Genomic DNA, 26057 nt, shown 5'->3' with positions numbered 1-26057 from the left:
GTCCGTGGAGGACGCAGGCAGGACAGCCCGTTTCATGACACAGCCCCAGATCATTCTCCTCGCGCTCCTCGGGGTCACCGTGCTGCTGTTCCTGTGGGGCCGGTGGCGCCATGACATGGTGGCGCTCGGGGCGCTTCTCGCCGCCGTGGCGACGGGTCTGGTTCCAAGCGACGAGGCCTTTGCCGGATTCGGCCACCCCGCCGTCGTCACGGTGGCCTGCGTCCTGGTGCTGAGCGGCGCACTGCAGTCGACGGGTGCGATCGACTGGGCCGCGCGAGCCTTGATGCCGCGCTCCTCCAGTCCGGCGCTGATGATCGGCGCGCTGTCCGGCTTTGCCGCGGTTCTCTCCGGATTCATGAACAATGTCGGGGCTTTGGCCCTGCTTATGCCGTTCGCGATGCAGGTGTCCAACCGCCTCAACATGCCGCCCGGCCAGATGCTGATGCCGCTGGCCTTCGGCTCGATCCTTGGCGGCATGACGACGCTGATCGGCACCCCTCCCAACCTGATCGTCTCCGGATTCCGGGCGCAGAACGGCTCCGGGTCCTTCGCCATGTTCGATTTCGCACCTGTCGGCCTGGCCGTCGCCGTGGCCGGCATCGCCTTTCTGGTCCTCGGCGGCTGGCGGCTGGTGCCGGCGCGCCCGCGGAGCGGCGCCGACACGTTCGAAACGGGCGCCTATCTGACCGAGGCGCTGGTGCTGGATGACTCCCGCGCCGCGGGCATGACCCTCCGCGAGGTGGAAGCCGCGCTCACCGAAGCGGACGCCCAGGTCGTCGGGCTGGTGCGCGACGAGACGCGAATCCCCGCGCCGAATCCCTGGCGGGAGGTGCGTGCCGGCGACATTCTGGTGATCGAGGCCGAACCGGAGGCCCTGAACGACGCGCTGGGGCGGCTGGACCTCAAGCTGGCCGAATCCGTGCGGCCGGAACCGGTCGAGGCTACAGACGATGACAAGGGCGACGCCGAAGAGGCGGTCGATTCGGCCGGCAAGGCCGTGTCCGGCGGCAAGGGTTCTTCGGGCGGGAAAGGATCTTCAGGCGGGAAAGGATCTGCAGGCGGCAAGGCGCCAGCCTCTGGCCGGAAGGGCAAGGCCGCAGCCGCCGAACAGCAGGAGCCGCGTCGCACCAGCCTGCAATCGGACGAGATCGTCCTGATGGAACTGGCGGTCAGGCCGCGCGCCGACCTCGCCGGCCGGTCGGCCAGCTCGATCCAGCTGAGAAGCCGGTTCGGCATCAATCTGCTGGCGGTGTCGCGCGAGGGGCGCCGCTCGCGCGCGCGCCTTCGGACGATGCCGATCGCCGAGGGCGACGTTCTCCTCATGCAAGGCCCGCCGGACGCCATCCTGGAATTTGCCAACCGGTTCGGATGCGTGCCGCTGGCCGAGCGCGAATTGCGCATTCCCGCGCCCCGCAAGGCGCTGCTTGCCACCGCGGTTCTGGCGGCGGCCATCGCGGGCGCCGCCTTCGGGCTGGTTCCGGCGGCCATCGCCTTTGCTGCCGGGCTTGTGGCCGTCGTCCTGACCGGGGTCGTGCCGGTGAAGCGGGTCTATGACGCCATCGACTGGTCGGTGATTTTCCTGTTGGCGGCGCTCATCCCCGTCGCAGGCGCCATGGCGACCACCGGGACGGCCGATCTCATTGCCAAGAATCTGGTCGGCGGGCTCGCTGGCGGCCAGCCGGTCGTCGCGCTGGTGATGATCCTCGTCGTCACCATGACCCTGTCGGACTTCATGAACAATGCGGCCACGGCTGCGGTCATGTGTCCGGTGGCGATCGGCACGGCCGGGCAGCTCGGCGTCAGCGCCGATCCCTTCCTGATGGCGGTCGCGGTCGGGGCGTCCTGCGCCTTTCTCACGCCCATCGGCCACCAGAACAACACGCTGATCCTCGGGCCTGGCGGGTTCCGCTTCGGCGACTACTGGCCACTCGGCCTGCCACTCGAGGTGCTTGTGGTCGTGGTGGCGACCCCCATGATCCTGCTGGTCTGGCCGCTCTGAGGCCGGCCCGGCCTCACGGCAGGGCGGGCTCCCGGCGCCGCAGCATCACCAGAGCAACGGCCGCGGCGAACAGCGCCACCAGAGCCGCGATGAGCGCCATGGTCTCCAGCGACTGCGTGAAGGCCAGGCGAGCCGCAGCCACCAGCGGGGCTGCGACCTGTTCGGGCAGGCTGCCAGCCACGGCGATCGCGGCACCGAGCGTGTCGCGCGCGGCAACCGCAGCCGCCTCCGGCACCGCCGCCGGCGTGGCCGAGGCCATGGCGCTGCGATAGATGGCCGTGACGATGCTCCCCAGGACCGCGATGCCGACCGCCCCGCCGAACTCGGAGGCGGTCTCCGAGATGGCGGAGGCCGATCCGGCCTTTTCGGGCGGTGCCGACCCGACGATGAGGTCGGTCGTGAGCGTGACGACGGGCGCAAGGCCAAGCGAGATGACGATATAGCCGCCCACCACCGCGGCGAGACCCCAGCTGCCGCCAATCCGGGTGAGGATGACGAAGCCCAGCGCCGCCACGAGCAGGCCGCCGACCATGACCGTCGCCGGGAGAAACGCGCGCGTCAGGCGCGGTGCCACCATCGAGCCGGCAATGAAGCCAAGAGCCGATGGCACGGTCCACAGGCCGGCTTCCAGCGGCGACATGCCGAGGACCAGTTGCAGATGCTGGGCAATCAGCAGGAAGGAGCCGAAGGCAACCGAGAAGCCGAGCAGATTGACCACCACGGCCGCCGAAAAGACCGGCGAGGCGAACAGGCGGAAGTCGATCAGCGGGTCGGTCAGCCGGCGCTGACGCAGCACGAACAGGCAGGCCAGCACCAGGCCGCCTGCCGTCGCCCCGGCAGCCAGCGCGTCGGGGCCATGTTCGGCCATCCGCTTGATGCCGAAGATCACGGCCAGCACGGCCGCGAGCGACAGGCCGACGCTTGGAAGATCGAGCCGGCCGGCCTGACCGTCGCGATATTCGGGCAGCAGGACGGGGCCGAGCGCCAGCAGGAGCACCATGACCGGCACGTTGATGAGGAAGACCGAGCCCCACCAGAACTGCGACAGCATGAGCCCGCCGACCAGCGGTCCAATGGCCGCCCCTGCGGAGAAGCTGGCGATCCAGACGCCGATGGCGAAGGTCCGCTCCTGCGGATCGGGGAACATGTTGCGGATCAGCGACAGCGTGGAGGGTGCCAGCGTCGCCGCCGCGATGCCGAGCAGCGCGCGGGCGATGATCAGCAGCGCCGGAGAGGTGGCAAATGCAGCAAAGACGGAGGCGATGCCGAAGGCACCCGCGCCGATCAGCAGCAGGCGACGCCGTCCGATCCGGTCGCCGAGCGTGCCCATGGTGACCAGAAAACCGGCGACGAAGAAGCCGTAGATGTCGACGATCCAGAGCAGCTGGGATGCGGTCGGCCGCAGGTCGGCCGAGATCTGCGGCACGGCCAGATTCAGCACCGTCAGGTCCATGGAATAGAGCATGCAGGGCAAGGCGAGGACGGCGAGGCCGATCCATTCACGCCGGCCGGCGAGCGCCGCTGCGCCGGTTCCGGATGATGCCGCGGTGTCGGTCATGATGCCTCGTCGGGGATGCACGGTGTCGGCGGAACAGTGGCGGATCCCCGTCCGGAACCTGTCAGCAGGTCCGGAATGCCGCCCGCGGGCCCACGCAGCGACGGTGCCTGCTGACAGCTTCTGGCCGCCGGGGCCGGCGAACCCGACGAAAAGGGACCTCTCGCCGGGCAGGCGAACCCGTCCGGCGAGAGGGGTGGGGCCACTCCCTGGCCCCCTGGATTTCGTCAGGCCGCGGCCGCGGCGGCCTTCGGGAACGGATCGCGCCAGGCATCCAGTTGCATCAGGCGGTCGTGCCACCGGCTCACCGCCGGAAAATCCGTCACCGGGATGCGGGCCTTCTCGGCCCAGGGCAACGTCACGGCCACGGAAAAGTCGGCGATGGTCAGGTCAGGCCCCAGCAGATAGGCGCGATCACCCAGATGGCTGTCGAGCAGTCCGAGATGGCGGCGGCAGGCCTTGATGGCGGACGCCTCGGCCGCCGCATCGACCGGCCCGAGACCGAAATACGGCCGGATGACATGCTCGAAATAGAGCGTACCGGTCTTCGGGTTGAACTCGTGGGCCGCCCAGCTGAGCCAGCGCATCACCTCGACCTGACGGTCCGCGGCGGCCGGCCACAGCGGCGATCCGGCGCGCGCCGCCAGATGCATCATGATCGCATCGGATTCCCAGAGGACGAGATCGCCGTCCACCAGCACGGGCACCTTGCCGTTCGGGTTCATGGCCAGGAAGTCGGGCGCCTTGTGGCCGCCGGCGCCGAGGTCCACGGCGATATAGGTCACGGGCGAGCCAAGGTGGCGCGCCAGCGCGCAGACCTTTCGCGGCATCATCGTGTCGGAATAGTAGAGCTGCATGGTCATCTAGATATCTCCCTGGGCGAAGCAGGCTTCGAGCTTGTCGATCGAGGCGGTCCAGCCGCGGGTATGGCCGAGACGGGCGGCCTCGTCGAAGAACTGCTCGTGATGGAGGGTGAACAGGCAGCCCTCACCGTCCGGGCGGAAGGTCAGGGTCACCAGGGAGACGCGCTCGGGCGTGGACTTCCAGAACCAGGTGAAGACGAGCCGCTCGCCCGGCACGACCTCCTGATAGACCCCATGAACGTCGTGGTCCTCGCCCTGAAAGCCGAAGCCGATATGAAAGGCGCCGCCCTCGCGGACGTCGAGCCGGGTCACCCGCATGTCCTGCGGCGTCCCCGGTCCCCACCAGCGCGCTAGCTTTTCCGGGTCCGTCCAGGCCGACCAGACGCGCGCGGGCGCGGCGTCGATCCGCCGTCGGATGGTGAGGCTGGGCGAGGTCTTGTCTCGAACGGTGCCTGATGCGGAGGCGTCGGCTGGGGCGGGCATGTCGTCTCCTGTTCCAGATAGGTCTGAAGGCGATCAAGTCGGCGGGACCAGGAGAACCAGTGGCGGAAGAACAAGACCATCGCCCTCTCCGTCGGGCTCCACGTTTCGATGGAGGCGCCGCTGTCCCGGCCGTCCTGCTCCGCCGCTGGCAACCTCGGGACGGAGCCTTGAGGTTGATCCGGCGGCCGGCGACTTCACTTAACTTATGAGTTAAGTTTTAGGCTGCCATTCGAAACCTGTCAAGCGCGGGATCAAGCCGTCCGCGCCGACACGATGGTCGCCCTGCCCTCGCCCGCAAACCTCTTGCCAGCCGCGCGTAGGGGGGGACAATGACGGCCCGACTCGCGAGGGTTTCATTCATGGTCCGCCAGAGCCTGACCGCCTTGTCCGTGCTGTTGACGATGACGGCGATGCTTGTCCTTTCGGGCGCGCCGGCTCTGGCCTATGGCGTCTATTGCGCCAACAGCCGGATCGAGGTCGACAGCCGTTCCTTCGAGCAGATGCGCATCGCCCGCGGCTCGGGCGTCTGCATGCTCGGCCAGTTCAGGTTCCTCTCCGACGCGCAGAACTTTGCCCGACGGAACAACCTGCCGCCCGGAACACGCTGTTCGTGCCGCTGACCGGACGGCCGCGATGTCGCTGGCCGCCTGCCTTGCCATTCTCGCCGGAGGCTTCCTCGGCGGAATCGGGCGCCACGCCCTCGCAGGCCTTGTCGGGCGGCGCGTGCGCGGCGACTTCCCGTGGGGCACGATGGCGGTCAATGTTACCGGTGCCCTCGTCATCGGCGTCGTTGCCGGCATCGCCCGCCGTCCCGACAGCATCCTGTCGGGGGACCTTGTCCGGGATTTCCTGATCTTCGGCCTGCTGGGCGGCTATACGACGGTCTCTGCCTTCAGCCTGCAGACGCTGCACCTGATGTTCGAGGGGCATGGCGCCGCCGCGGCCGGCAATGTCGCGCTGTCGGTAACGCTCTGCCTGCTCGCCACGGCCATCGGCCTGTGGGCCGTGGCAGCATGGCACGGGCTGTGACCGCCATGCCGAACAGGAAGCGGCCGTGAGACAGCACCTGGCCATCGGATGCGGCGCTGCGCTCGGTGCGTTGCTGCGCTACCTGACGCACATCATGGTGGTATCGACCGGACTGGCGGGCCTCTGGACCACCGGCCTCGTCAACGTGCTCGGCTCCTTCGCCATCGTGCTTTACGGAACCGTGACCGGCCCCGGCGGACGGCTCGGCTCCGATCTGTCGACGCGGCTGTTCGTCATGGCCGGCCTGTGCGGCGGCTACACGACCTTCTCGGCGCTGAGCCTCGACGCCGTTCTGATGGCCGAGACCGGACACTATGCCGGGGCGGCAGGCTTTCTCGCCGCCGTCGTGGGGCTCTCGCTCGCCGCGGCCTGGGCGGGACGGGCGGTGGGTCGCTGGGTGAACGGGTAGCGCCGCGTCAGCCCGCCGTGTCGGCAGCCTGCCGGGCGGCAGCCTGCAGCCGCGTCGCCCGTCGGCATAGTCGGCCATGGTGTCGGCGGCGAACTTCATCTGCACGTCCACGTATTCCCTGGGCGTGCGGGCGGCCATGACCTCGCCGAGATGGTCGGCATTGGCCCTGAGGCGTCGCGCCCCGAAGCCGAACAGTTCCTGCGTAACCGCCGTCGGAACCGCCATCATCGCTGAAAGGTTCAGGCTGAATGCGTTGTCATGCGCGTCACGGGCCATGGCATCGTCCTCCTGTCGCCTGGCATCGGGCCAGTTTCGCCCCGGGCGACGCAGGCGTCCTTGCGATGGATCACTGTCCGCCCGGACATCGCCTCGCCATATGACGGGGGAAGGATTGCCGCCGATCATGGCCTCGTCCCGACGCGTCCAGCGTCGTCCCGAGGCGGGTGATCCGGCCCCGGACCGGGAGAATTCGATGACCGCGAAGACCGTCCATGTCGCCCTGTTCGCCCCCGAGGGCGAGATCGAGACCGACCTGCTCGACTATGCGCTCGCCCTTCCAGGCCTGCGCGGCGCCCATATCGTCGCCCTGATCGGCACTCCCAAGCTGCACTTCTCGTTCCCCGAGGGCGGAGCCCTGTCCGAGACCGTCATCGAGGGCATTAACCAGAACCTCGTGCGGACCGGACAGGAATCGGGCGAGGCCCTGCGCATCCTCGCCTCGGCGCGGGGCGCCGAGGTCTCAACCGAACTCGTCCATGCCGCGCTACCGGAGATGACGGCGACCATGGTGCGCCGGTGCCGACTCGGCGACGTGGTGGTGGCGCGCGGCGCCAGCGCGGACCGTGGCGGCGAAGGCGCGCTGGCGGAGGAACTTCTGGTCGGAACCGGCAGGCCGGTGATCCTGGTCCCCGACGGGTGGCGCCGCGAGGAGCCGGAAGGGCCGGTTCTGGTGGCCTGGGACGGCGGTGCCAAGGCCGCCGGCGCCGTGGCCGAGGCGCTGCCGGTGCTGAAGGCGGCACGCGCCGTGGAGGTGCTCATCGTCAATCAGGCCGGAGAAGCCGGCGAGGATGATCTGGCCTTTATGGACCATCTGCGCCGCCATGTGCCCCACGCCACACTCTCGCCGGTGAAGTGGGAGGCCGGGACGGTTGCCGAAGTGATCGCAGCCCAGGTGCGCGTGAAGTCTGCCAGCCTGCTGGTTGCGGGCGCCTATGGCCATTCCCGCCTGAGGGAATTCGTGTTCGGCGGCACCACCGCGCACCTCTTCGCCAGGCCGCCCTGCCCGCTGCTGCTCTGCCATTGAGGGTTTTCCGCAAGGCGGGCGCGCGGTGAAGGCGTGTCCTTGTGGGTTCCTCAACAAAAACCGGCGGGCAGAGCCCGCCGGTGAAACCATCCCCCATGCGGGTCCATCAAGCCCCGCGGCTGCCGGCCAGACGCTCAGTCCTTGGCGCGCTCGGAATAGGACCCGTCCTCGGTCAGGACCACGACGCGGGTGCCGACCGTGATGTGCGGCGGGACCAGCGTGCGCACGCCGTTGGACAGCATGGCCGGCTTGTAGGACGAGGACGCCGTCTGGCCCTTGGTCACCGGCTCGGTGTCCACCACCTCAAGCGTCACGCGCTGCGGCAGTTCGATACCGACGGCGTTGCCCTCATAGACGGAGAGCTTCACTTCCATCTCGCTCTGCAGATAGGGCTTGGCATCGCCGAGGATGTCGTCGGGAACGGAGATCTGGTCGTAGTTCTCCTTGTTCATGAAGTGGTTGCCGTCGGCATCGGAGTAGAGATAAGTGTGCGGACGGTCCTCGACGTAAGCGCGCTCGACCAGCTCGGTGGTGCGCCAGCGCTCGGACACCTTCACGCCGTCGGAGAGGCGGCGCATGTCGACCTGCGTCACCGGCGTGCCCTTGCCCGGATGAATGTTCTGGGCGGAGACGATCAGGTAGAGCTTCCCGTCGACTTCGAGAATGTTGCCCTTGCGGACGGAGGAGGCGATGACCTTCGGCACGGAACGGGTCCCTGGAATGGCGGCGGCGCGGATTGCGGCCCGACGGTTCTGTCGGGCCGTCGCATAGACGAAAGCGCGGCCGAACGCCACCCCCGCCCTATTGGCGGAACCAGCCGATCTGGCTTGTGCTGGCCAGCAGCGTGCCGGCATCAGACCACAACTCGCCGAACTGGTCGCAGAACTGGTCGCCGAATCGCAGCGCATCCGCGCGGGCGAGCAGCGGCCGATCCCCCTGCGCGTCGATCTCGGCCTGGCTCGCATGGAAATAGGAGGTCATCGACACGGTGCCGGCCGGCACCGGATGGCCGCGCACCTGGAACACCCTCGGAAAGAAGATGTCGCAGAAGGCGGCAAGCGAAACGAAATCCAGCGTCCGCGCCGGCCGGTCGGCGATCCAGAACAGCGAATGCGGCGAGCGCGGCTCGGCAAGCGGCGGACCGAAACGCGGCTCGCCCTCCAGAAAGCGGAACTCATAGCGGCCGATGAACGGGACGGGCGCGCCCGCCGGCATGGCCGGCAGGCTTTCGGCCGGAGCCGCATCCGGCATCGTCGCGGGCTGATGGCGCCAGGTCTGCGACCGCACCGCGCAGATGATGGTGGCGTTGGTGGTGATCGTGCCGTTCTGGGCGATCTCCGCATAGAAGTGCTGGACGCTCCGGCCGCTGCGCACCACCCGCACGGCAACAGTGAAATCACCCTGGGCGATCGGCGCGCAATAGTTGACCGTCTGCGAGACGGGCGTGCCGATCCGCTCGGGATTGTCGAGGACGGCGCGCATCAGCAGCCCGGCGGTGACGCCGCCGAAGGGGCTGGCCATGTTCCAGTAGGCGGGCGTCGTGCGGCCGGCCAGGAGGCCATCCGGTCCCGGCGCAAGGCGCGTCGCATCGTCGAGCGGATGCAGGTCAGCGGTGTTTTCGGACATGGGGGGCCGGGTTTCGCTTCGGGAGCGGCGAGACTATGTGGGGGTCCCAGACGCCGCAATGACGCCGAAGGTCAGGGGCTCGCCCTGAAACATCGCCATGACAGACGCCCCCTCGCCCTGGTGGCAGCCGGACCGCCATGCCGACCGGAAGCCGTTCCTTGCCGCACGGGGCCGGATCAAGGCGGCCATGCGCAGGTGGTTCGATGCGAGGGGCTTCACGGAAGTCGAGGCCGGCATCCTGCAGATTTCGCCGGGAAACGAGGCGCATCTGCACGGCTTCGCCACGCAGGCTGTCGCCATCGACGGCCGGCAGGCGCAGCTCTACCTGCACACCTCGCCCGAATTCGCCGCCAAGAAGCTGATCGCGGCCGGCGAGACGCGGATCGTCGATTTCGCCCGCGTGTTCCGCAACCGGGAGCGCGGTCCCTTGCACCATCCCGAGTTCACCATGGTCGAGTGGTACCGGGCCGGCGAGCCCTATGAGCAGTTGATGACCGACTGCGCCGACCTGTTGCGGCTGGCCTGCGAGACGACGGGGCGCGACGTGCTGTCCTGGCGCGACCTGTCGTGCGATCCGGCCGAGGAGCCGGAACGGCTGACCGTGTCGCAGGCCTTCGAGCGGCATGCCGGCATCGACCTGCTCGCGACCGTCTCGGCATCGGGCGCGACCGACCGGGAAGGACTTGCCGCGCAGGCGTCGGCGGCGGGTCTGCGCTTTTCCGGCGACGACACCTGGTCCGACATCTATTCCAAGGTGCTGGTGGAACGGATCGAGCCGCAGCTCGGCCGTGGGCGCGCGACCATCCTGTGCGAATATCCGGTGAGCGAGGCAGCGCTTGCCCGCCCCAAGCCGGAGGACCCGCGGGTCGCCGAGCGCTTCGAGCTCTATGCCTGCGGCGTGGAACTGGCCAATGCCTTCGGCGAGCTGACCGATCCGGTCGAGCAGCGACGGCGTTTCGAGGCGGAGATGGCCGAGAAGCAGCGCGTCTATGGCGAGCGCTACCCCGTCGACGAGGAGCTTCTGGCAGCGCTGGCCCTGATGCCGCCGACCAGCGGCATCGCGCTCGGTTTCGAGCGTCTGGTGATGCTGGCCAGCGGCGCCCGCCATATCGAGGACGTGGTCTGGACGCCGGCGCCCGACCCCCTCGCCTGACAGGTTCAGGCCTTGACCGCCCGGCGATAGGCGCCAGGCGTGACGGCAAGGCGGGCCTTGAAGGCCCGGGTCAGGTGCGCCTGGTCGGCAAATCCCACTTCCGCAGCGACCTCCGCCGGCGCGCGCCCGGCCCGCAGGCGGTCCTGCGCCCGCCGCACCCGCACATCCACCACATAGGCATGGGGCGTCAGGCCGATCTCGCGGCGAAAGGCGCGGATCAGGTGATGGGTGGAGAGGCCGGCATGATGGGCAAGCTCGGTCAGCTTCAGGTCCTCGGCATAGCGCGCCTCGATCAGATCGCGCACGCGTTGCACCGGACCGCGCTCGCGGCCGAGCCCGGCCTGCGGGATGTCGGCGTGGAGAACCAGGCAGCGGCCATAGGCCCGCAGGAGCAGTTCCTCGCCGGCCAGACCATCCGTCCCGGCCTCCAGCGCGGCATGGGCCGCGGAGAACAGGCGCGCGCCCTCGGGGTCGTGGACAACGGGCGAGCGGAACCATGGCGTGCCGGTGACGATGCGGCCACTGACCGCGCCGGCCACCAGGCGGATGACGTCGAGGCCCGGATAGGTCATGCGGTAGGAATAGCCGCCATCGGCCGGCATGCCGTCATGGACGTCGAGTGGCTGGTTGAACACGAGGTCGCCGGCAAAGGCATAGTGCTTCGCCCCGCGCGTGTTCCACATCTCGCAGCCGGCCTCCAGATTCCCGATCACGTAGGTGTCATGGGTATGGGGGGCATAGGCATGGGTGACGAAGGTCGCGCTCAGGCACTCCAGACCCTCGAAGCGGCTGGCTGCGAAGAAGCGCGCCCGTTCGCCGCGGGCGAGCGGTGTCGCCGCCAGGGCTTCAGCCTGCGAAACGGGGCCATCCATATCGATTAACTAGCACGTCGGCGGCGGAGGTCTTGAACGAAATCGGCATCGAACCGTGCCGATTCCGGCTGCGACAAGCCGTTTCGGCCTCCCTCTTCCGGCTGATCGCGGGCTGGATGATCGTCCCCTTGATTTCGTCGACCGCGCGGTCAACTATCCGGCCATCCGCCGTGACGAGGCTGGATGCGGCTCCGCAAGGCGCCGCCAGAACCCGGGAAACGGGTCGTCGACCAAGGGAACAACCGGCGCCGGAAGAGCTGCCGGAAGGAACATCAGGGAGGACGCCGGCCGTGGCAGACCACGCCGACGCGCGCGCCGTATCGGGCGCCCACGACACCTTTCCGAAGCTGCTGGCGCTGAACGCGCAGCGCTTTGCAGGCCGTCAGGCCATGCGCCAGAAGGACCTCGGCATCTGGCGCTCATGGACCTGGGCGGAGGTGGCGCATGAGGTTCGCGCCTTCGCGCTCGGGCTCGGCGAACTGGACCTGAAGCGCGACGACAAGGTCGCCATCGTCGGCCGCAACCGGCCGCGCCTCTACTGGACCATGGCCGCCGTGCAGAGCTGGGGCGGCGTGCCGGTGCCGGTCTATTCGGATTCGGTGGCGGATGAGATGGCCTACGTGCTCGAACATGCCGAGGTCACCATCGCCGTGGTGGAGGACCAGGAGCAGGTCGACAAGGTGCTGTCGATCTCCGACCGGCTGCCGAAGCTCACCCACATCATCTATGACGAGCCGCGCGGCCTGCGCGACTACGACCACTCGCGGATGCACGCCTTCGAGGAGGTTCAGGCGCTTGGCCGGAAGGCCGGAGCCGACCCCGCGAAGGCCGCGGCGCTGGATACAGCCATTGCCGCCGGCAAGGGCGCCGACCTTGCCATCATCCTCTACACGTCCGGGACGACCGGCCGGCCGAAGGGCGTGATGCTGTCGAACGACAATGTCATCGTCTCGGCCCGCAATGGCGGCCTGTTCGACGGGCTGAACGAGAATGAGGAGACCATCGCCTACCTGCCGCTCGCCTGGGTGGGCGACAACATCTTCTCCTATGCCCAGTCCTATGTGCTGGGCTTCTGCGTGAGCTGTCCGGAAAGCGCCGAGACGGTGGTCGACGACCGCCGCGAGATCGGCACCTCCTATGCGTTCGCGCCGCCACGGGTTTACGAGAACATGCTGACGCAGACCATGGTCCGGATGGAGGATGCCGGCCCGGTCAAGAAGGCGATGTTCAACTATTTCCTCGGCGTGGCGAAGGAATGGGGCGAGCAGATCCTCAACCGCGAGCCGGTGCCGCTGACGGCGCGGCTCAAATATGCGGTCGGCGAGTTTCTGGTCTACGGTCCGCTGAAGAACCGCTTCGGCCTGACCAATATCCGGGTCGGCTATACCGCGGGCGAGGCGATCGGGCCGGAGATCTTCAAGTTCTTCCGCTCGCTCGGCATCAACCTCAAGCAGCTCTACGGCCAGACCGAAGCCAGCGTCTATATCACCGCCCAGCCGGACGGCGAGATCCATGCCGACACGGTGGGCAAGCCGAACATCGACGTCGAGGTGAAGATCGCCGACAACGGCGAGGTGCTCTATCGCTCGCCCGGCGTGTTCCTCGGCTATTTCAAGGACCCGGAAAAGACCGCCGAGACCAAGACGCCGGATGGCTGGGTCCATTCGGGCGATGCCGGCTTCTTCGATCCGAAGACCGGGCACCTGAAGATCATCGACCGCGCCAAGGATGTCGGCAAGCTGCGCACCGGCGCGCTGTTCGCGCCGAAATACATCGAGAACAAGCTGAAATTCTATCCGAACATCAAGGAAGTGGTGGCCTTCGGCCAGGATCGCGACTTCGTCTCCTGCTTCCTCAACATCGACCTGACGGCGGTCGGCTCCTGGGCCGAGCGCAACAATGTCTCCTATGGCTCCTACCAGGAACTGGCCGGCCATCCGGACGTGCTGAGGACGCTCACCGCCCATGTCGACGAGGTGAACCGCTCGCTGTCGCAGGAACCCATGATGGCCGGCTCGCAGATCCGGCGGTTTCTCGTGCTGCACAAGGAGCTGGACGCCGACGATGGCGAGCTGACGCGCACCCAGAAGGTGCGCCGCGGTTTCATCGCCGACCGCTACCTGCCGCTTGTCGACGCGCTCTACAGCGGTGCCGCACGCGGCCAGATCCGCACCGAGGTCACTTTCGAGGACGGCCGCAAGGGCATCATCGAGGGCGACGTCCAGATCATCGACATGACCCCCTATCCGGTCGCCGAGACCGCCTTCAAGGAGGCTGCGGAATGAGGGCCCCGTCTGCAACCGACATTGCCGCCGGCGAGGTGATCCTGGCGGTGGAGAAGGTCTCGCTGGCGTTCGGCGGCGTGAAGGCGCTGTCCGATGTCTCCTTCGACATCCGCAAGGGCGAGATCCGCGCCATCATCGGCCCGAATGGCGCCGGCAAGACCTCGATGCTCAACTGCATCAACGGCTTCTACCACCCGTCCGAGGGGCGGATCACGTTCAAGGGCCTGACGCGCCCGAAGATGCGGCCCTACGAGGCGGCCGCCGGCGGCATCGCCCGCACATTCCAGAACGTCGCGCTGTTCAAGGGCATGTCGACGCTCGACAACATCATGGCCGGCCGCACGCTGAAGATGCACCGCAATTTCTTCTGGCAGATGCTGCGCCACGGCCCGGCCATGGACGAGGAGATGGAGCATCGCCGCTTCGTCGAGGAGATCATCGACTTCCTGGAGATCCAGCACATCCGCAAGGTGCCGGTCGGCAAGCTGCCCTACGGGCTGCAGAAGCGGGTGGAGCTTGGCCGGGCGCTGGCGATGCAGCCGGAGGTCCTGCTGCTCGACGAACCCATGGCCGGCATGAACCTCGAGGAGAAGGAGGACATGTGCCGCTTCGTCCTCGACGTCTCCAACCAGTACGGCACCACCATCGCGCTGATCGAGCACGACATGGGCGTAGTCATGGACCTGTCCGACCGGGTCGTGGTGCTGGACTACGGGCGCAAGATCTCCGACGGCACGCCTGACGAGGTAAAGCGCGACCAGCGCGTGATCGATGCCTATCTCGGCGTGGCCCATTGAGGACGAGATCATGACCGACGCCACCCTGACCTCGTCCGGCGACCGCCCGATCCGCAAGGGTCTGATCGGCTGGGGCATCCTTGCCGCCGTCCTTGCCCTGATCGTCATCACCGGCGCCACCGGCGTGCTGCCGGCGAACTCCCTGCCCTATCGGATCGTCATCGCGCCCTTCGTGGAGATGGTGCAGATGCCCGACCTGCTGGTGCAGACGATCTGGGAAGGCTTTGTCGGCGGGGTGCTCTATGCCCTGATCGCGCTCGGCTTCGTGCTGATCTTCAAGGCCTCGGGCGTGTTCAACTTCGCCCAGGGCATCATGGTGGTGTTTGCCGGCCTCACGCTCGTGGGGCTCTACGAGAAATTCTCCGGCTTCGGCTTCACCGGCGTGCTTGCCGCCTATGTGGCGCTGATCGCCGCTCTCGGCGTCATGCTGGTGCTGGCCATCGCGGTGGAGCGCGTGGTGCTGCGGCCGCTGGTCAACCAGCCGGACATCATCCTGTTCATGGCCACATTCGGCCTGACCTACCTGCTGATCGGCATCGGCGAGACCATTTTCGGCGGGTCGCCCAAGGTGATGATCGCCGACGAACTCGGTCTGCCGAAGGGCGTCATCGACCTCAACATTCTCGGTGGCCGGGTCAGCCTGCAAAGGCTCGACATCGCGGCGGCGGTGATCGCGATCGCGATGATCGCGGTGCTCGCCTTCTTCTTCCAGTACACCCGCATCGGCCGGGCCCTGCGCGCGGTCGCCGACAGCCACAAGGCGGCCTTGTCGGTCGGAATCTCGCTGAACCAGATATGGATCATCGTCTGGTTCACCGCCGGCATCGTGGCGCTGATCACCGGCATCATGTGGGGCGCCCGCTCGGACGTGTCGTTCGGCCTGCAGGTGATCGCGCTGAAGGCGCTGCCGGTGCTCATCCTCGGCGGCTTCACCTCGGTGCCGGGCGCGATCGTCGGCGGCCTCATCATCGGCATCGGCGAGAAGATCGGCGAGTTCTACTGGGGCCCGCTGTTCGGCAGCGGCATCGAGAGCTGGCTTGCCTATGTCATCGCGCTGACCTTCCTGATGTTCCGGCCCCAGGGATTGTTCGGCGAAAAGATCATCGAGCGGATCTGAGGAGCGCCCCGTCGTGTTCTATCGTGAAGCCGGCCAGTACAAGACCTCCTACAAGTCCGACATGGCGGTGTTCCCGCTGCTGCAGGACCGTATCGGGCTGATGCTGATCCTTGCGGTCGCCTTCATCGGCGTCCCGCTGTTCGCATCCGAGTTCATCATCCTGTCGGTGATGGTGCCGTTCCTGGTCTTCGCCCTGGCCGCGATCGGGCTGAACATCCTGACCGGCTATACCGGCCTGATCTCGCTGGGCACCGGCGCGTTCATGGGGGTGGGCGCCTATGCCTGCTACAAGCTGACGACGATCTTCCCCGGCGTGAACATCATCGTCTGGATCCTCGTCTCCGGCCTGTTCTCGGCGGCCATCGGGGTGGTGTTCGGCATTCCGAGCCTCAGGATCAAGGGCTTCTATCTGGCCGTGGCGACGCTCGCCGCGCAGTTCTTCCTGCAATGGTGCTTCGTGCGCATCCCCTGGCTCTACAACTACAATGCCTCGGGGGCGATCGAGGTGCCGGAGCGCACCCTGTTCGGCGTGGCGATCACCGGGGCGCGGGCAGCGCCGGAGGTGCGCTATCTGGTGCTGCTTTCCATTGTGGTTCTGCTGACCTGGGTTGCCTCCAACATCGTCCACGGCCGGATCGGGCGGTCCTGGATGGCGGTGCGCGACATGGACATCGCGGCCGAGCTGATGGGGATCCGGCTGCTGCCGACCAAGCTGCTCGCCTTCGCCGTGTCGTCGTTTTATTGCGGGGTGGCGGGCGCCTGCATGATGTTCCTCTGGTACGGCGGTGGCGAGGCGAATGATGCCTTCAACGTCAACCAGAGCTTCCTCGTGCTGTTCATGGTGATCATCGGAGGCCTCGGCAGCCTGATCGGCTCGTTCTTCGGCGCCTTCTTCATCTCCACCCTGCCGACCATCCTCAAATTCGGCGTGCCGGCCATCGGCATCCCGCTCACGGGCGCAGCCGCCGAGCACCTGACCCACATCATGGTCGGCGCGCTCATCATCATCTTCCTGATCGTCGAGCCCCATGGCCTGGCCAGGCTCTGGCAGATCGCGAAGCAGAAGCTCAGGGTCTGGCCCTTCCCCTATTGAGGGCCTGATCCCGCATCAACGAGACCCGGCGGAAAGCCAGGCATGACAGGACCGCGGCGACCGGATCACCGGCCCGCCAAATCCAAGGAGGAACTTCCATGAAAGGCTTCAAGTGGACGATGGCTGCGGCCTTCGCCGCGGGTCTGGCGACGGCGGCACCCATGCCGGCAAGCGCCCAGGCCCAGGACACGATCTTCATCCCGCTGCTCAGCTACCGCACCGGCCCCTTCGCCTCGTCGGGCATCCCGATCGCGAACGGCATGCGCGACTACCTCGAAATGATCAACCAGCGTGACGGCGGCATCAACGGTGTGCGCATCGTCATCGAGGAATGCGAAACGGGCTACGACACCAAGAAGGGCGTGGAGTGCTACGACTCGCTGCGCTCGCGCAACCCGGTGGTGGTGAACCCCTATTCGACCGGCATCACCCTGCAACTGATCCCGCGCGCGGCGGTTGACCGGGTTCCGCTGCTGTCCATGGCCTATGGCCTGTCCGCCTCGGCTGACGGCAACACCTTCCCATGGATCTTCAATCCGCCGGCCACCTACTGGGACGGCGCCTCCGTCATGGTCACCTACATGGCCCAGCGCGAAGGCGGCTTCGACAAGCTGCGCGGCAAGACGCTCGGGCTGATCCATCTCGACGCGCCCTACGGCAAGGAGCCGATCCCGGTCCTCCAGGCCATGGCCGAGCGCTACGGGTTCAACCTGAAGCTCTATCCGGTGGCTGCCGCCGACATGCAGAACCAGAGCGCCATCTGGCTCAACATCCGTCGCGACCGGCCCGATTTCCTCTATAACCAGGGCTGGGGCGCCATGAACCCCACCGCGGTGCGCGAGGCGATCCGCAACAACTTCCCGATCGACCGTCTGGTCGGCGTGTGGTGGGCCGGCGGTGACGACGATGCCCGCGCGGGCGGTGCCCAGGCCGCAGGCTACCGCATCCTGAACTTCCATCAGGCGGGCGCCAACTTCCCCGTGATCCAGGACATCCTGAAGCACGTGGTGGAGAAGAACCTGTCGCGCGTCGACTCGCGCGACCGTGTCGGCGAGAACCTCTACAACCGCGGCGTCTACAACTCGATGCTGATGGTCGAGGCGATCCGCACCGCCCAGCAGATCACCGGCAAGAAGGTGGTGACGGGTGAGGATGTGCGGCGCGGCTTCGAGTCGCTCAACATCACGGAGGCGCGGCTGAAGGAGATGGGCATGGAGGGCTTTGCCGCTCCGGTGCGCGTCACCTGTGCCGACCACAACGGCCACAACAATGTGTTCGTGGCCCGCTGGGACGGCACCCGCTACGTGCGCGACAGCGACTGGATCTCGCCGATCCGCGACCTGGTGCGTCCGCTGATCGAGGATGCCGCCAAGAAATATGCCGAGGCCAATGCCGGCTGGCCGCGCCGGACCGAAGCCTGCGACCAGCGCTCCTGAGGCGCCGACCGAGACCGGGAGCCGCGGGCAACCGTGGCTCCCGACCTGAACGGATCCGATGCGTCCTTCGAGGCTCGCTTCGCTCGCACCTCAGGATGAGGAGGGTGGTGCCAGGTCTCAGCGCCGAACGAGACCCGGCCGCCGCACCCTGTCATCGCTGGAGCAGGGCACTCCGCTCCTCATCCTGAGGTGCGAGGGCTTTTGGCCCGAGCCTCGAAGGACGCACTCGAACAAGGCAGTTCCGCTGACAACCGGAAGGTTCCATGACCGCCCAGACCCAAGCAACGACGGCGCCCGAGACGGCCCAGGACCTCATCCTGTCGGTCAGCAATATCGAGGTCATTTACGACCACGTCATCCTCGTGCTCAAGGGCGTCTCGCTGATCGTGCCGCGCGGCGGGATCGTGGCCATTCTCGGGGCCAACGGGGCCGGCAAGACCACGACGCTGAAGGCGATCTCCAACCTGCTGCATGCCGAGCGCGGCGAGGTCACCAAGGGCCACATCCTGTTCGAGGGCGAGGAGGTTCACGCGCTGTCGCCGAACGACCTCGTGCGCCGCGGCTGCATCCAGGTGATGGAAGGCCGCCACTGCTTCGGCCACCTGACCATCGAGGAAAACCTGCTCACCGGTGCTTTCACCCGGCGCGACGGCAAGGCGGCGATCCGCGACGACATCGACAAGATCTACACCTATTTCCCGCGACTGAAGGAGCGCCGCACCGCCATGGCCGGCTACACGTCCGGCGGCGAGCAGCAGATGTGCGCCGTCGGCCGCGCCCTGATGAGCCGGCCGAAGATGATCCTTCTCGACGAGCCGTCCATGGGCCTAGCCCCGCAGATCGTCGAGCAGATCTTCGAGATCGTGAAGGACATCAACGCCAAGGAGGGCGTGTCCTTCCTGCTGGCCGAGCAGAACACCAACATGGCGCTGCGCTACGCCACCTTCGGCTACATCATGGAGACGGGCCGGATCGTCATGGACGGCGACGCCAAGGCTTTGCGCGAGAACGAGGACGTCAAGGAGTTCTATCTGGGGGTTGCCGAGGGCAGCAAGAAGAGCTTCCGGGATGTGAAAAGCTACAAACGGCGCAAGCGCTGGCTGGCCTGACCGACCGCTTCAGATGATCGGCGCCCGGGGCGCCGCCTCGCGCGGAATCCGCCCCGACAGGCGTGGATCGTCGATCACCTCGATGGCGCGCGCGAAGGGCGAAAATCCCATACGGCGGTAGAAGCCGAGCGCGCCGGGGTGGTCCAGCGTGCAGGTGTGCAGCCAGACGCGCCGCGTTTCCGACTGCCAGGCGTGGCGCAGCGCCTCGCCCATCATGGCGCCGCCGAGGCCGCGTCCCAGGGCATCCGCCCGAAGACCGAAGAAGGCGATCTCGACGTCGGCCGGGTCGCGGCGGTTCAGTTCGACAATCCCGACCGCCTCGCGCTCGCCATCGGCCGCGAAGACCTCGACGCCCGGATGGTGGAGGATTGCCGCCAGGTCCGCATCGCTCATCAGCAGGCGCGAGAACCACAGCCAGTCGAGGCCGATGGCGGCATAGAGCGCACGATACCAGCCAAGGTCGGGCTGCGGCACGCGCCGGAGGCGGATCGCCTGCGTGGGCACGGCAGGGGTCGGCCGCTCGCGCATCTCCAGATGGGTGACCACGGCGGCAAGCTTGCCGGCGGGGATGTCGGTATAGCCGTCGAGGTTGAGGAGGGTCATGCCGGGGTCTCGGGCGGGTCGGCGGGAGTGAAACCGAGCGCGGTCAGGTCGGCGGCAGCAGCCGACAGCGCCCGGCGGAAGGCGGCAATGGCCTCCGGCCTGCGCGGCGAGGCGGCAACCGCGATGTCATAATGCTCCTCGGCGAGCGGGATGAAACCAAGGCCGTTGGCCTCGGCGACCTGCCGGATGGCGAGGCCCCAGTCGGCCCGGCCCTGGGCGACCGCCGCCGCCACGGCATTGTGCGAGCGCGGCTGGTTCCAGTAGCCGGGCGGCTTCGCCCCGCCGAGCAACTGGTCGATCAGGATGCGCGTACCGGCCCCCGGATTGCGTCCGACCATCAGGCAATCGGGATCGGCCAGCGCCGCAGCAATGGCGCCAGCGGCATCGGCGGCGCCAGCGAACGGGGCATGGCCGGGGCGATGCAGGATGCCCTGCATGCGTCGCCAGCCGGGGATCAATTGCGCGCCCTCCGGCAGGAACGGGCGGTTGTAGGTGCCGCTTGCCGGGTCGAGCAGGTGGATGGGGGCAAGATCGCATTCGCCGCGCCGCAAGGCCGAGAGACCGCCCTGGCTGCCGAGCGCCAGAACCCGCGCCGCAAGGCCCTCGCCGGCCAGCCGGCCGACAACCGCGTCGAGCCCGACACAATGGCTGCCCATGATGGTGAGGTCGGGCACGGCCAGATGCGGCGTGAACAGCGTCACCTCCGCCGTCCCATCGGCGGGATGGGCCTCGCTCAGCGCGTCGATGGCGAAAAAGCCGTCGGCCTGCGAGAAGGCGGTGACCGCCCCCGATCCCTTCCCCACGGGATAGGCGATGCGGTCCTCTTCGGTGCCAGCGAGCGCCACCATGACGAACTCGGTGCGGCCGAGGTCGGAGGGGACGCGCACCGGCACGCGGGCCGTGGTGCGCACCTCGTGGCGCTCCGGCAGGCCTGCAAGGATGCGCAGCACCGGCGCGACGATGTCGTGGAAGGTGAACATGGCGGAGGTCGGAAAGCCCGGCAGGATGACCACCGGCTTGCCGGCGCAGACCGCAAGGCAGAGCGGCTTGCCGGGCTTCAGTGCCACGCCATGGGCGACGATCCCGGGGTCGCCGAGACCTGAGACGATGCGGTAGGTCAGGTCGCCGGCGCCCTTCGACGTGCCGCCGGACAGGATCACCGCGTCGCAGGCCGCGTGGGCCTGCCGGATCGCCTGTTCCAGCAGGTCCGCGCGATCAGGAACGGCCCCGGATCTCACCGGCTCGCAGCCGTTCTCCTCAAGGGCCGCGGCGACGATCGGCCCGTTGGAATCGTAAATCGCGGCCGGTCGCAGCGGCTCGCCCGGCGCCAACAGTTCGTCGCCCGTCGAGATGACCGCGACGCGGGGCCGGCGCCAGACCTCGGCGCCCGCCAGCCCGACGGCCGCCAGCATGCCGATCTCGCGCGCCCCGACCGTGGTGCCCCGGCGCAGCAGCGTCTCGCCGCGGGCGATGTCGGAGCCTGCAAAGGCAATGTTCTGGCCGGGCGCCAGGGCGCGGCCGACGGCGATGCCGACCGTGCCGGACGGCTCTGTATGCTCGACCATGACGACGGCATCGGCGCCCCGCGGGATGGGGCCACCGGTGGCGATCAGCGTGGCCGTGCCGGCCTCCACCGACACCCTGGGTTCGGTGCCGCAGGCAATGGTCTCGCCGGTGAGCGCCAGCAGCACCGGCCGTCCCTCGCGGGCCCCTGCAATGTCGGCCGCGCGCAGGGCGAAGCCATCGACCACGGAGCGGTCGAAGGGCGGTGTGTCGATGGGGGCGGCAATGTCGCGCGCCAACACACGCCCGACCAGCCGCTCGAGCGGGACGGTCTCGGTGCCCAGCGGCGCAGGCTTCACGGCCGCGCGGAAACGGGCCACGGCTTCCGCGCGCGAAAGGACTGTGAGGAACTGGTCCTGGTCGAGGGCTGAACGCGTCATGCTGCTTCGGGGGCGAGAGGGCTGTTGATCAGAATGGCATCGAAGGGCGTGCCGGCGGCCGCGCCCTCGCTTTCCGGCGGAACGATGCCCAGCGCGCCGGCGGCAAGCAGTCCCGAGAGCGGCGCCTCGCCGACGGCCAGGGGCTCCCAGCCACCGGAGGATTCGCGCAGAAGCACGAGATCGGTCGCCCCGACCATGGATGCGACCTTGCGCGTCAGCGGCCGGGTGACGTGCGCCATGCGGCGGCCGGTCAGGCGAGCCAGCAGCGGCAGGATGAGCGCGACGAAGGCGGCCACCACGCCGTCGAACCGTGGCGGCAGCGCCAGCAGCGTCCGGCCGTCGCGTGCTGCCAGATGCGCATGGCCGGGCCGCAATGCAATGCCGCGGGCGTCAGCGCCCGCAGTTTCCGCGAGCAGGACCAGATCGGCGTCGCATCGGGCGGCCCGGCGGCAGCCCAACGCCTCCAGCCGGGCGGCGAGCCAGCGCAGGCCGGCACAGTCGGGCGCCGCCTCGAGGGCGTAGCGCGGCACGCAAACCTTTACCTCGGCCAAGCCTGCCGCCTCCAGCGCCAGACGGTGCTCCGGCGTGATCTGGACACCCGTATCGAGCAGCGACGCCCCCGCGACGAGGTCGGAACCCGCAGGCACGGCATTCTCGCCCGGATGGGCCGATTGTCCGATCTCGAACAGGCCCCCGGCGCCCTGGAGGGCATCGGCGGGCAGGACGGCATCGGTCCCCGGCGGCAGAGGTCCGGCGGCTGCGACATGGGCCGGTGCCACCGACAGCAGGGCCGGCGCATAGGCTGAGGCACCGACAAGATCGGACGAGGCGACGGCGATGCCGGCGCGCCGGGCGATCCACAGAGCCGGAACGGGTCCGGGTGATGCCACGGCCTCGGCCGCGACCAGTCCGACAGCGCCGCGCACCGCCACCGTCCGCGGAGCGGGAGGCGTGAGGCCGGCCAGAAGCGCGGCAAGCGCTTCGGAAACCGGAATCAGGGGCGCGGCGTGGGTCATGGTGCCCCTATATGGGTCAGCCGGCGCCATTCGTCACATGTTGAGACGCACGGCACCGGTCCCGGCGATATCGTAGCCGGTGAGATCTGCAGCCCGGCCGCCGAATTGGGGGCTTCGCAGCAGCGCGAGGAGGCGCTGCGGGCCAGGCTCGAAATAGGTCCGGCGACGCATGACCAGGTCAAATCTCTCCCAGGCGAGCGGCAGGAACCCCAGGCCATGCGTTGCCGCCACGGCCCGCGTGGCGATGCCGCAGTCGATCTCCCCCGCGCGGATGGCCAGAGCGAGGTCGGCACCGGTCGGATAGGGCTGCGGGACTGCGGCAAGGGCCTCGATGGCGAGGCCTTCCTGTCCGGCGAGCCGACGCAGGAGCAATTGCGCCCCGGCACCCGCCTGTCTGAGGCCGAACCGGGCGTTGCGCGCCGCCGCAGAGACAAGCCCGTCCAGCCCGAGCGGATTGTCCCTGGCGGTCAGCAGGCCCTGCTCGCGGCGGGCGAAGGCGATGACCACGGCATCATGCAGGCCGGGCCGGGCCGCCACCCGCTCCACATTGGCAGCGTCATCATCCCCGTCAGAACCCTCGTCGCCATGGAGGTGAATGGCCGCGAGCGACACCTCGTCGCGCCCGAGACGGTCGAGACCCGCCTCGGACCCCTCCGACAGCAGCGCCAGCCCCGAGCCCGACTGGCGCACCGCCCATTCGAGCAGCGGATCGTGACTGCCGCCCACGATGGGCGGTGGCGGCGACAGAACCAGCCCGTCCGGCAGGGCGAGCCCCGCAGTCACCCAGCGGTCGAGCGCCGCACGCGGGAAAAGCCACTTGCCGGTGACCTTCGAGCAGGGAACGGCCCGGTGCGCCACGAGCTCGTAGAGCTTGCGTTCCTTGAGCCGCAGATAGGCAGCGGCCTCCTCGGTTGTCAGATAGGCATCGACCTGCATCATGTTGCGCATGATTGCATTCATTCCATACTTTGAGAAGCTGATGCTTTGGAAGATATTCAGCGCAAATAAAAGCAGAACGGGGATCGACGCATTTTGGATATGACGGCCGCCTTCGCCGCCGCCCTGGCGCTCATCGTGGGACTGGATCCGCAGTTCCTGTCCATCGTGCGGCTGTCGCTTACCGTCACACTGGCTGCAGTCCTGATCGCCGCGGTGATCGGCCTGCCGCTGGGTGCGCTCCTCGCCCTCTCCCGGTTTCGCGGTCGCTCGCTCGTCATCGTCGTGGTCAATGCCTTGATGGGCCTGCCGCCGGTGGTCGCCGGGCTGATCGTGTTCCTCGCGCTGTCGCGGTCCGGCCCGCTCGGCGCGCTCGGCCTTCTGTTCACGCCAACCGCGATGGTGATCGCCCAGACCATCCTGGTCCTGCCCATCGTCATCGCGATCACGCGGCAACTGGTGGAGGACCTCCACGGGGAATATCGCGAGCACCTCGCCTCGCTGGGCCTGACGGGCGCGCGCGCCATCCCCACGCTGCTGTGGGACGGGCGCTTTGCCCTGACAACCGCCCTGCTCGCTGGTTTCGGGCGCGCCAGCGCCGAGGTCGGCGCCGTGCTGATCGTTGGCGGCAATATCGCCGGCTACACCCGCACCATGACAACCGCCATCGCGCTGGAAACGTCCAAGGGCGATCTGCCGCTGGCGCTTGGCCTCGGCATCGTGCTGATCCTGCTGACGCTGGCGATCAATGCCGCAACCTTCGGCGCCAGCCGCATCGGCGCGCGCTTCTCGGGATGACCGGCATGCGTGACACCGCCTCCATCCTGCCGCTTGCGGTCAACGGCCTGGTCTTCGAGGCTGGCGGCCGCCGTCTGGTCGACGGCATTTCGCTGACGCTGCCGCGTGTCGGACTGACCGCCATTCTGGGCCCGAACGGTGCCGGCAAGTCGCTGCTGCTGCGGCTCTGCCACGGGCTGATCCGGCCGACCGCCGGCCAGGTCCGCTGGGCCACAGACGGGGGCAGCGTTGCCGGCGTGAGGCGCCATGCCATGGTGTTCCAGAAGCCGGTCATGCTGCGCCGCTCGGCGCGCGCCAATGTCCTTCACGCACTGGCGGCCACGGGCGCAGCCGGCCGCGAGCGCACCGAGCGGGCGGATGAGGCGCTGGAGCGTTTCGGGCTGACGGCCTTCGCAGGCCGCCCGGCCCGGTTGATGTCGGGCGGCGAGCAGCAGCGCCTGGCCATTGCCCGCGCCTGGGCGCTGCGGCCAGAGATGCTGTTCCTCGACGAGCCGACCTCGCAGCTCGACCCGGGCGCCACACGGCAGATCGAGCAGATGCTTGCAGCGCTCAGAGCCGAGGGTGTCACGCTCGTCATGGCATCGCACGACCTTGGCCAGGCCCGCCGGCTCGCAGACCGGGTGCTGTTCATCGACCGGGGCAAGCTCGTCGAGGACCGGCCAGCGCAGGCCTTCTTCGCCGAACCGGAATCGCAGGAGGCGCGGGCGTTCATCGCTGGCGACCTCCCCTGGTAGCAGACACGACAACCGACAAAAGGGAGACGACATGATCACGCGACGCCACCTCATCCTCACCTGCGGAGCCCTGGCCCTCGCCGGCACGGCCGCCCTTGCCCAGGACCCTCGGCCCGCTACACCCCAGGCCGCCGCGGGGACGCGCTTCATCACCGTCGCGTCGACGACGTCGACGGTGGATTCCGGTCTGTTCAACCACCTCCTGCCGCTGTTCAAGGCGAAGACCGGCATTGACGTCCGGGTCATCAGCCAGGGCACGGGACAGGCGCTCGACACCGGGCGGAGAGGCGATGCGGACGTCGTCTTCGTCCATGCGCGCGCGGCCGAGGAGAAATTCGTCGCCGACGGCTTTGGCGGCCCGCGCCGGCCTGTCATGTTCAACGACTTCGTTCTGATCGGGCCGCAGGCCGACACCAGCGGAATCCGGGGCACCCGCGATATCGTCGCAGCTCTGAAGACCATCCAGTCGCGCGCGCTACCCTTCGTCTCCCGCGGCGACCGTTCCGGTACCCATCAGGCCGAGCTGGCGCTGTGGCGCGCCGCCGGCATCGACCTGGCCGCGACCCGCGGCTCCTGGTACCGCGAGATCGGCCAGGGCATGGGCGCCGCACTGAACACCGCCTCCGGCATGAACGGCTTCGTCCTGTCGGATCGCGGCACCTGGCTGTCATTCCGCAACCGCGGCGGGCTTGCCGTCCTTGTCGAGGGCGACCGCCGCCTCGCCAACCAGTACGGCATCATGCTGGTCAGCCAGCAGCGACACCCGCATGTGAAGACGGCCGATGCCCAGGCCTTCATCGACTGGGTGACCGGCCCCGAGGGCCAGAAGGCCATCGCGGACTACAAGATCGGCGGCGAGCAGCTGTTCTTTCCGAACGCGACCGAGTCGGGGGTGTGA

At 68.3% G+C, this 26057-nt stretch carries 25 protein-coding genes; 15 read left to right on the top strand and 10 right to left on the bottom strand.

Features of this window, described 5'->3' with window-relative positions; translation table 11 throughout:
* The first annotated feature begins 34 nt into the window (after positions 1-34).
* Positions 35-1999, top strand: coding sequence for an SLC13 family permease (locus ACTIFS_RS09165; protein ID WP_439573771.1), 1965 nt, complete (start codon positions 35-37; stop codon positions 1997-1999).
* 13 nt (positions 2000-2012) lie between these two features.
* On the opposite strand, the gene ACTIFS_RS09160 is transcribed toward ACTIFS_RS09165, so the two are convergent.
* The 3 genes from ACTIFS_RS09160 to ACTIFS_RS09150 all read right to left on the bottom strand — a co-directional run bounded on the left by ACTIFS_RS09160 (position 2013) and on the right by ACTIFS_RS09150 (position 4900).
* On the bottom strand, positions 2013-3557 hold the full coding sequence (locus tag ACTIFS_RS09160; protein WP_439573770.1) for an MFS transporter: 1545 nt from the start codon (positions 3555-3557) through the stop codon (positions 2013-2015).
* A gap of 224 nt (positions 3558-3781) precedes the next feature.
* A complete protein-coding gene (locus ACTIFS_RS09155; RefSeq protein ID WP_439573769.1) occupies positions 3782-4417 on the bottom strand; it encodes a glutathione S-transferase family protein in 636 nt (211 codons plus the stop codon).
* A complete protein-coding gene (locus ACTIFS_RS09150) occupies positions 4418-4900 on the bottom strand; it encodes an SRPBCC family protein (RefSeq protein WP_439573768.1) in 483 nt (160 codons plus the stop codon).
* A 359-nt stretch (positions 4901-5259) separates the two neighbouring features.
* Here ACTIFS_RS09150 and ACTIFS_RS09145 point away from each other — a divergent pair, with 359 nt between their 5' ends.
* The 4 genes from ACTIFS_RS09145 to ACTIFS_RS09130 all read left to right on the top strand — a co-directional run bounded on the left by ACTIFS_RS09145 (position 5260) and on the right by ACTIFS_RS09130 (position 7641).
* Positions 5260-5520 carry a hypothetical protein gene (locus tag ACTIFS_RS09145; RefSeq protein ID WP_439573767.1) on the top strand — a complete coding sequence of 87 codons (261 nt, stop codon included), beginning with the start codon at positions 5260-5262 and terminating at the stop codon, positions 5518-5520.
* Positions 5521-5533: 13 nt separating this feature from the next.
* Positions 5534-5929, top strand: a complete 396-nt coding sequence (gene crcB / locus ACTIFS_RS09140; protein ID WP_439573766.1) for a fluoride efflux transporter CrcB — start codon at positions 5534-5536, stop codon at positions 5927-5929.
* A 25-nt stretch (positions 5930-5954) separates the two neighbouring features.
* Positions 5955-6338 (top strand): fluoride efflux transporter FluC, encoded by a 384-nt coding sequence (locus ACTIFS_RS09135; protein ID WP_439573765.1) that lies wholly within the window; start codon positions 5955-5957, stop codon positions 6336-6338.
* 472 nt (positions 6339-6810) lie between these two features.
* Positions 6811-7641 carry a universal stress protein gene (locus ACTIFS_RS09130; protein ID WP_439573764.1) on the top strand — a complete coding sequence of 277 codons (831 nt, stop codon included), beginning with the start codon at positions 6811-6813 and terminating at the stop codon, positions 7639-7641.
* A gap of 134 nt (positions 7642-7775) precedes the next feature.
* Here the strand turns inward: ACTIFS_RS09130 and efp are convergent, their stop codons facing one another.
* Together efp and ACTIFS_RS09120 are read right to left on the bottom strand one after the other, a co-directional pair.
* Entirely contained in the window at positions 7776-8345 is a 570-nt protein-coding gene (efp, locus tag ACTIFS_RS09125; RefSeq protein WP_439573763.1) for an elongation factor P, read from the bottom strand.
* Positions 8346-8442: 97 nt separating this feature from the next.
* The gene (locus tag ACTIFS_RS09120) at positions 8443-9267 is read right to left on the bottom strand and encodes an acyl-CoA thioesterase (protein WP_439573762.1); all 825 of its coding nucleotides are present in this window, start codon (positions 9265-9267) and stop codon (positions 8443-8445) included.
* A gap of 97 nt (positions 9268-9364) precedes the next feature.
* On the opposite strand from ACTIFS_RS09120, the gene epmA reads away from it, so the two are divergent.
* Complete coding sequence (gene epmA / locus ACTIFS_RS09115) at positions 9365-10420, top strand: EF-P lysine aminoacylase EpmA (RefSeq protein ID WP_439573761.1); 1056 nt, start codon at positions 9365-9367, stop codon at positions 10418-10420.
* Positions 10421-10425: 5 nt separating this feature from the next.
* On the opposite strand, the gene ACTIFS_RS09110 is transcribed toward epmA, so the two are convergent.
* Positions 10426-11292, bottom strand: a complete 867-nt coding sequence (locus ACTIFS_RS09110) for a helix-turn-helix domain-containing protein (RefSeq protein WP_439573760.1) — start codon at positions 11290-11292, stop codon at positions 10426-10428.
* Positions 11293-11582: 290 nt separating this feature from the next.
* Here ACTIFS_RS09110 and ACTIFS_RS09105 point away from each other — a divergent pair, with 290 nt between their 5' ends.
* The 6 genes from ACTIFS_RS09105 to ACTIFS_RS09080 all read left to right on the top strand — a co-directional run bounded on the left by ACTIFS_RS09105 (position 11583) and on the right by ACTIFS_RS09080 (position 19129).
* The gene (locus tag ACTIFS_RS09105) at positions 11583-13577 is read left to right on the top strand and encodes an AMP-dependent synthetase/ligase (protein WP_439573759.1); all 1995 of its coding nucleotides are present in this window, start codon (positions 11583-11585) and stop codon (positions 13575-13577) included.
* On the top strand, positions 13574-14374 hold the full coding sequence (locus ACTIFS_RS09100) for an ABC transporter ATP-binding protein (RefSeq protein WP_439573758.1): 801 nt from the start codon (positions 13574-13576) through the stop codon (positions 14372-14374). Before ACTIFS_RS09105 ends, ACTIFS_RS09100 begins: the two co-directional genes overlap by 4 nt.
* 178 nt (positions 14375-14552) lie before the next feature.
* A complete protein-coding gene (locus ACTIFS_RS09095; protein ID WP_439573910.1) occupies positions 14553-15491 on the top strand; it encodes a branched-chain amino acid ABC transporter permease in 939 nt (312 codons plus the stop codon).
* Positions 15492-15504: 13 nt separating this feature from the next.
* Positions 15505-16584, top strand: a complete 1080-nt coding sequence (locus ACTIFS_RS09090) for a branched-chain amino acid ABC transporter permease (protein ID WP_439573757.1) — start codon at positions 15505-15507, stop codon at positions 16582-16584.
* A gap of 98 nt (positions 16585-16682) precedes the next feature.
* Positions 16683-18020, top strand: a complete 1338-nt coding sequence (locus tag ACTIFS_RS09085) for an ABC transporter substrate-binding protein (protein WP_439573756.1) — start codon at positions 16683-16685, stop codon at positions 18018-18020.
* Positions 18021-18283: 263 nt separating this feature from the next.
* Positions 18284-19129 (top strand): ABC transporter ATP-binding protein, encoded by an 846-nt coding sequence (locus ACTIFS_RS09080; RefSeq protein WP_439573755.1) that lies wholly within the window; start codon positions 18284-18286, stop codon positions 19127-19129.
* 9 nt (positions 19130-19138) lie between these two features.
* On the opposite strand, the gene ACTIFS_RS09075 is transcribed toward ACTIFS_RS09080, so the two are convergent.
* From ACTIFS_RS09075 to ACTIFS_RS09060, 4 genes are read right to left on the bottom strand one after another with little or no spacing between them, the layout of a single operon-like run.
* On the bottom strand, positions 19139-19732 hold the full coding sequence (locus ACTIFS_RS09075) for a GNAT family N-acetyltransferase (RefSeq protein WP_439573754.1): 594 nt from the start codon (positions 19730-19732) through the stop codon (positions 19139-19141).
* On the bottom strand, positions 19729-21675 hold the full coding sequence (locus ACTIFS_RS09070; RefSeq protein WP_439573753.1) for a molybdopterin biosynthesis protein: 1947 nt from the start codon (positions 21673-21675) through the stop codon (positions 19729-19731). Before ACTIFS_RS09070 ends, ACTIFS_RS09075 begins: the two co-directional genes overlap by 4 nt.
* Complete coding sequence (locus ACTIFS_RS09065; protein ID WP_439573752.1) at positions 21672-22691, bottom strand: hypothetical protein; 1020 nt, start codon at positions 22689-22691, stop codon at positions 21672-21674. Before ACTIFS_RS09065 ends, ACTIFS_RS09070 begins: the two co-directional genes overlap by 4 nt.
* Before the next feature lie 33 nt (positions 22692-22724).
* The gene (locus ACTIFS_RS09060; RefSeq protein WP_439573751.1) at positions 22725-23651 is read right to left on the bottom strand and encodes a substrate-binding domain-containing protein; all 927 of its coding nucleotides are present in this window, start codon (positions 23649-23651) and stop codon (positions 22725-22727) included.
* 78 nt (positions 23652-23729) lie between these two features.
* On the opposite strand from ACTIFS_RS09060, the gene ACTIFS_RS09055 reads away from it, so the two are divergent.
* The 3 genes from ACTIFS_RS09055 to ACTIFS_RS09045 are packed head-to-tail and all read left to right on the top strand — an operon-like array spanning position 23730 to position 26057.
* Complete coding sequence (locus tag ACTIFS_RS09055) at positions 23730-24425, top strand: ABC transporter permease (protein WP_439573750.1); 696 nt, start codon at positions 23730-23732, stop codon at positions 24423-24425.
* Between the two features lie 5 nt (positions 24426-24430).
* The gene (locus tag ACTIFS_RS09050; RefSeq protein ID WP_439573749.1) at positions 24431-25159 is read left to right on the top strand and encodes an ATP-binding cassette domain-containing protein; all 729 of its coding nucleotides are present in this window, start codon (positions 24431-24433) and stop codon (positions 25157-25159) included.
* 31 nt (positions 25160-25190) lie between these two features.
* Positions 25191-26057 carry a substrate-binding domain-containing protein gene (locus ACTIFS_RS09045; protein WP_439573748.1) on the top strand — a complete coding sequence of 289 codons (867 nt, stop codon included), beginning with the start codon at positions 25191-25193 and terminating at the stop codon, positions 26055-26057.

It is taken from the genome of Phreatobacter sp. (genome assembly GCF_051860605.1).
Classification (GTDB): Bacteria; Pseudomonadota; Alphaproteobacteria; order Rhizobiales; family Phreatobacteraceae; genus Phreatobacter.
This window is presented reverse-complemented; position numbering and strand designations above follow the sequence as displayed.

Coding starts and splice junctions, on each gene's coding strand:
- ACTIFS_RS09165 (WP_439573771.1), top strand. CDS start 35: ATGACACAGCCCCAGATCATTCTCCTCGCGCTCCTCGGGGTCACCGTG.
- ACTIFS_RS09075 (WP_439573754.1), bottom strand. CDS start 19,732: ATGACCCTCCTCAACCTCGACGGCTATACCGACATCCCCGCCGGCAAG.
- ACTIFS_RS09045 (WP_439573748.1), top strand. CDS start 25,191: ATGATCACGCGACGCCACCTCATCCTCACCTGCGGAGCCCTGGCCCTC.
- ACTIFS_RS09095 (WP_439573910.1), top strand. CDS start 14,553: ATGGTGCAGATGCCCGACCTGCTGGTGCAGACGATCTGGGAAGGCTTT.
- crcB (WP_439573766.1), top strand. CDS start 5,534: ATGTCGCTGGCCGCCTGCCTTGCCATTCTCGCCGGAGGCTTCCTCGGC.
- ACTIFS_RS09060 (WP_439573751.1), bottom strand. CDS start 23,651: ATGAATGCAATCATGCGCAACATGATGCAGGTCGATGCCTATCTGACA.
- ACTIFS_RS09050 (WP_439573749.1), top strand. CDS start 24,431: ATGCGTGACACCGCCTCCATCCTGCCGCTTGCGGTCAACGGCCTGGTC.
- ACTIFS_RS09065 (WP_439573752.1), bottom strand. CDS start 22,691: ATGACCCACGCCGCGCCCCTGATTCCGGTTTCCGAAGCGCTTGCCGCG.
- ACTIFS_RS09080 (WP_439573755.1), top strand. CDS start 18,284: ATGACCGCCCAGACCCAAGCAACGACGGCGCCCGAGACGGCCCAGGAC.
- ACTIFS_RS09055 (WP_439573750.1), top strand. CDS start 23,730: ATGACGGCCGCCTTCGCCGCCGCCCTGGCGCTCATCGTGGGACTGGAT.
- ACTIFS_RS09155 (WP_439573769.1), bottom strand. CDS start 4,417: ATGACCATGCAGCTCTACTATTCCGACACGATGATGCCGCGAAAGGTC.
- ACTIFS_RS09100 (WP_439573758.1), top strand. CDS start 13,574: ATGAGGGCCCCGTCTGCAACCGACATTGCCGCCGGCGAGGTGATCCTG.
- ACTIFS_RS09120 (WP_439573762.1), bottom strand. CDS start 9,267: ATGTCCGAAAACACCGCTGACCTGCATCCGCTCGACGATGCGACGCGC.
- epmA (WP_439573761.1), top strand. CDS start 9,365: ATGACAGACGCCCCCTCGCCCTGGTGGCAGCCGGACCGCCATGCCGAC.
- ACTIFS_RS09085 (WP_439573756.1), top strand. CDS start 16,683: ATGAAAGGCTTCAAGTGGACGATGGCTGCGGCCTTCGCCGCGGGTCTG.
- ACTIFS_RS09160 (WP_439573770.1), bottom strand. CDS start 3,557: ATGACCGACACCGCGGCATCATCCGGAACCGGCGCAGCGGCGCTCGCC.
- ACTIFS_RS09150 (WP_439573768.1), bottom strand. CDS start 4,900: ATGCCCGCCCCAGCCGACGCCTCCGCATCAGGCACCGTTCGAGACAAG.
- ACTIFS_RS09130 (WP_439573764.1), top strand. CDS start 6,811: ATGACCGCGAAGACCGTCCATGTCGCCCTGTTCGCCCCCGAGGGCGAG.
- ACTIFS_RS09070 (WP_439573753.1), bottom strand. CDS start 21,675: ATGACGCGTTCAGCCCTCGACCAGGACCAGTTCCTCACAGTCCTTTCG.
- ACTIFS_RS09145 (WP_439573767.1), top strand. CDS start 5,260: ATGGTCCGCCAGAGCCTGACCGCCTTGTCCGTGCTGTTGACGATGACG.
- ACTIFS_RS09110 (WP_439573760.1), bottom strand. CDS start 11,292: ATGGATGGCCCCGTTTCGCAGGCTGAAGCCCTGGCGGCGACACCGCTC.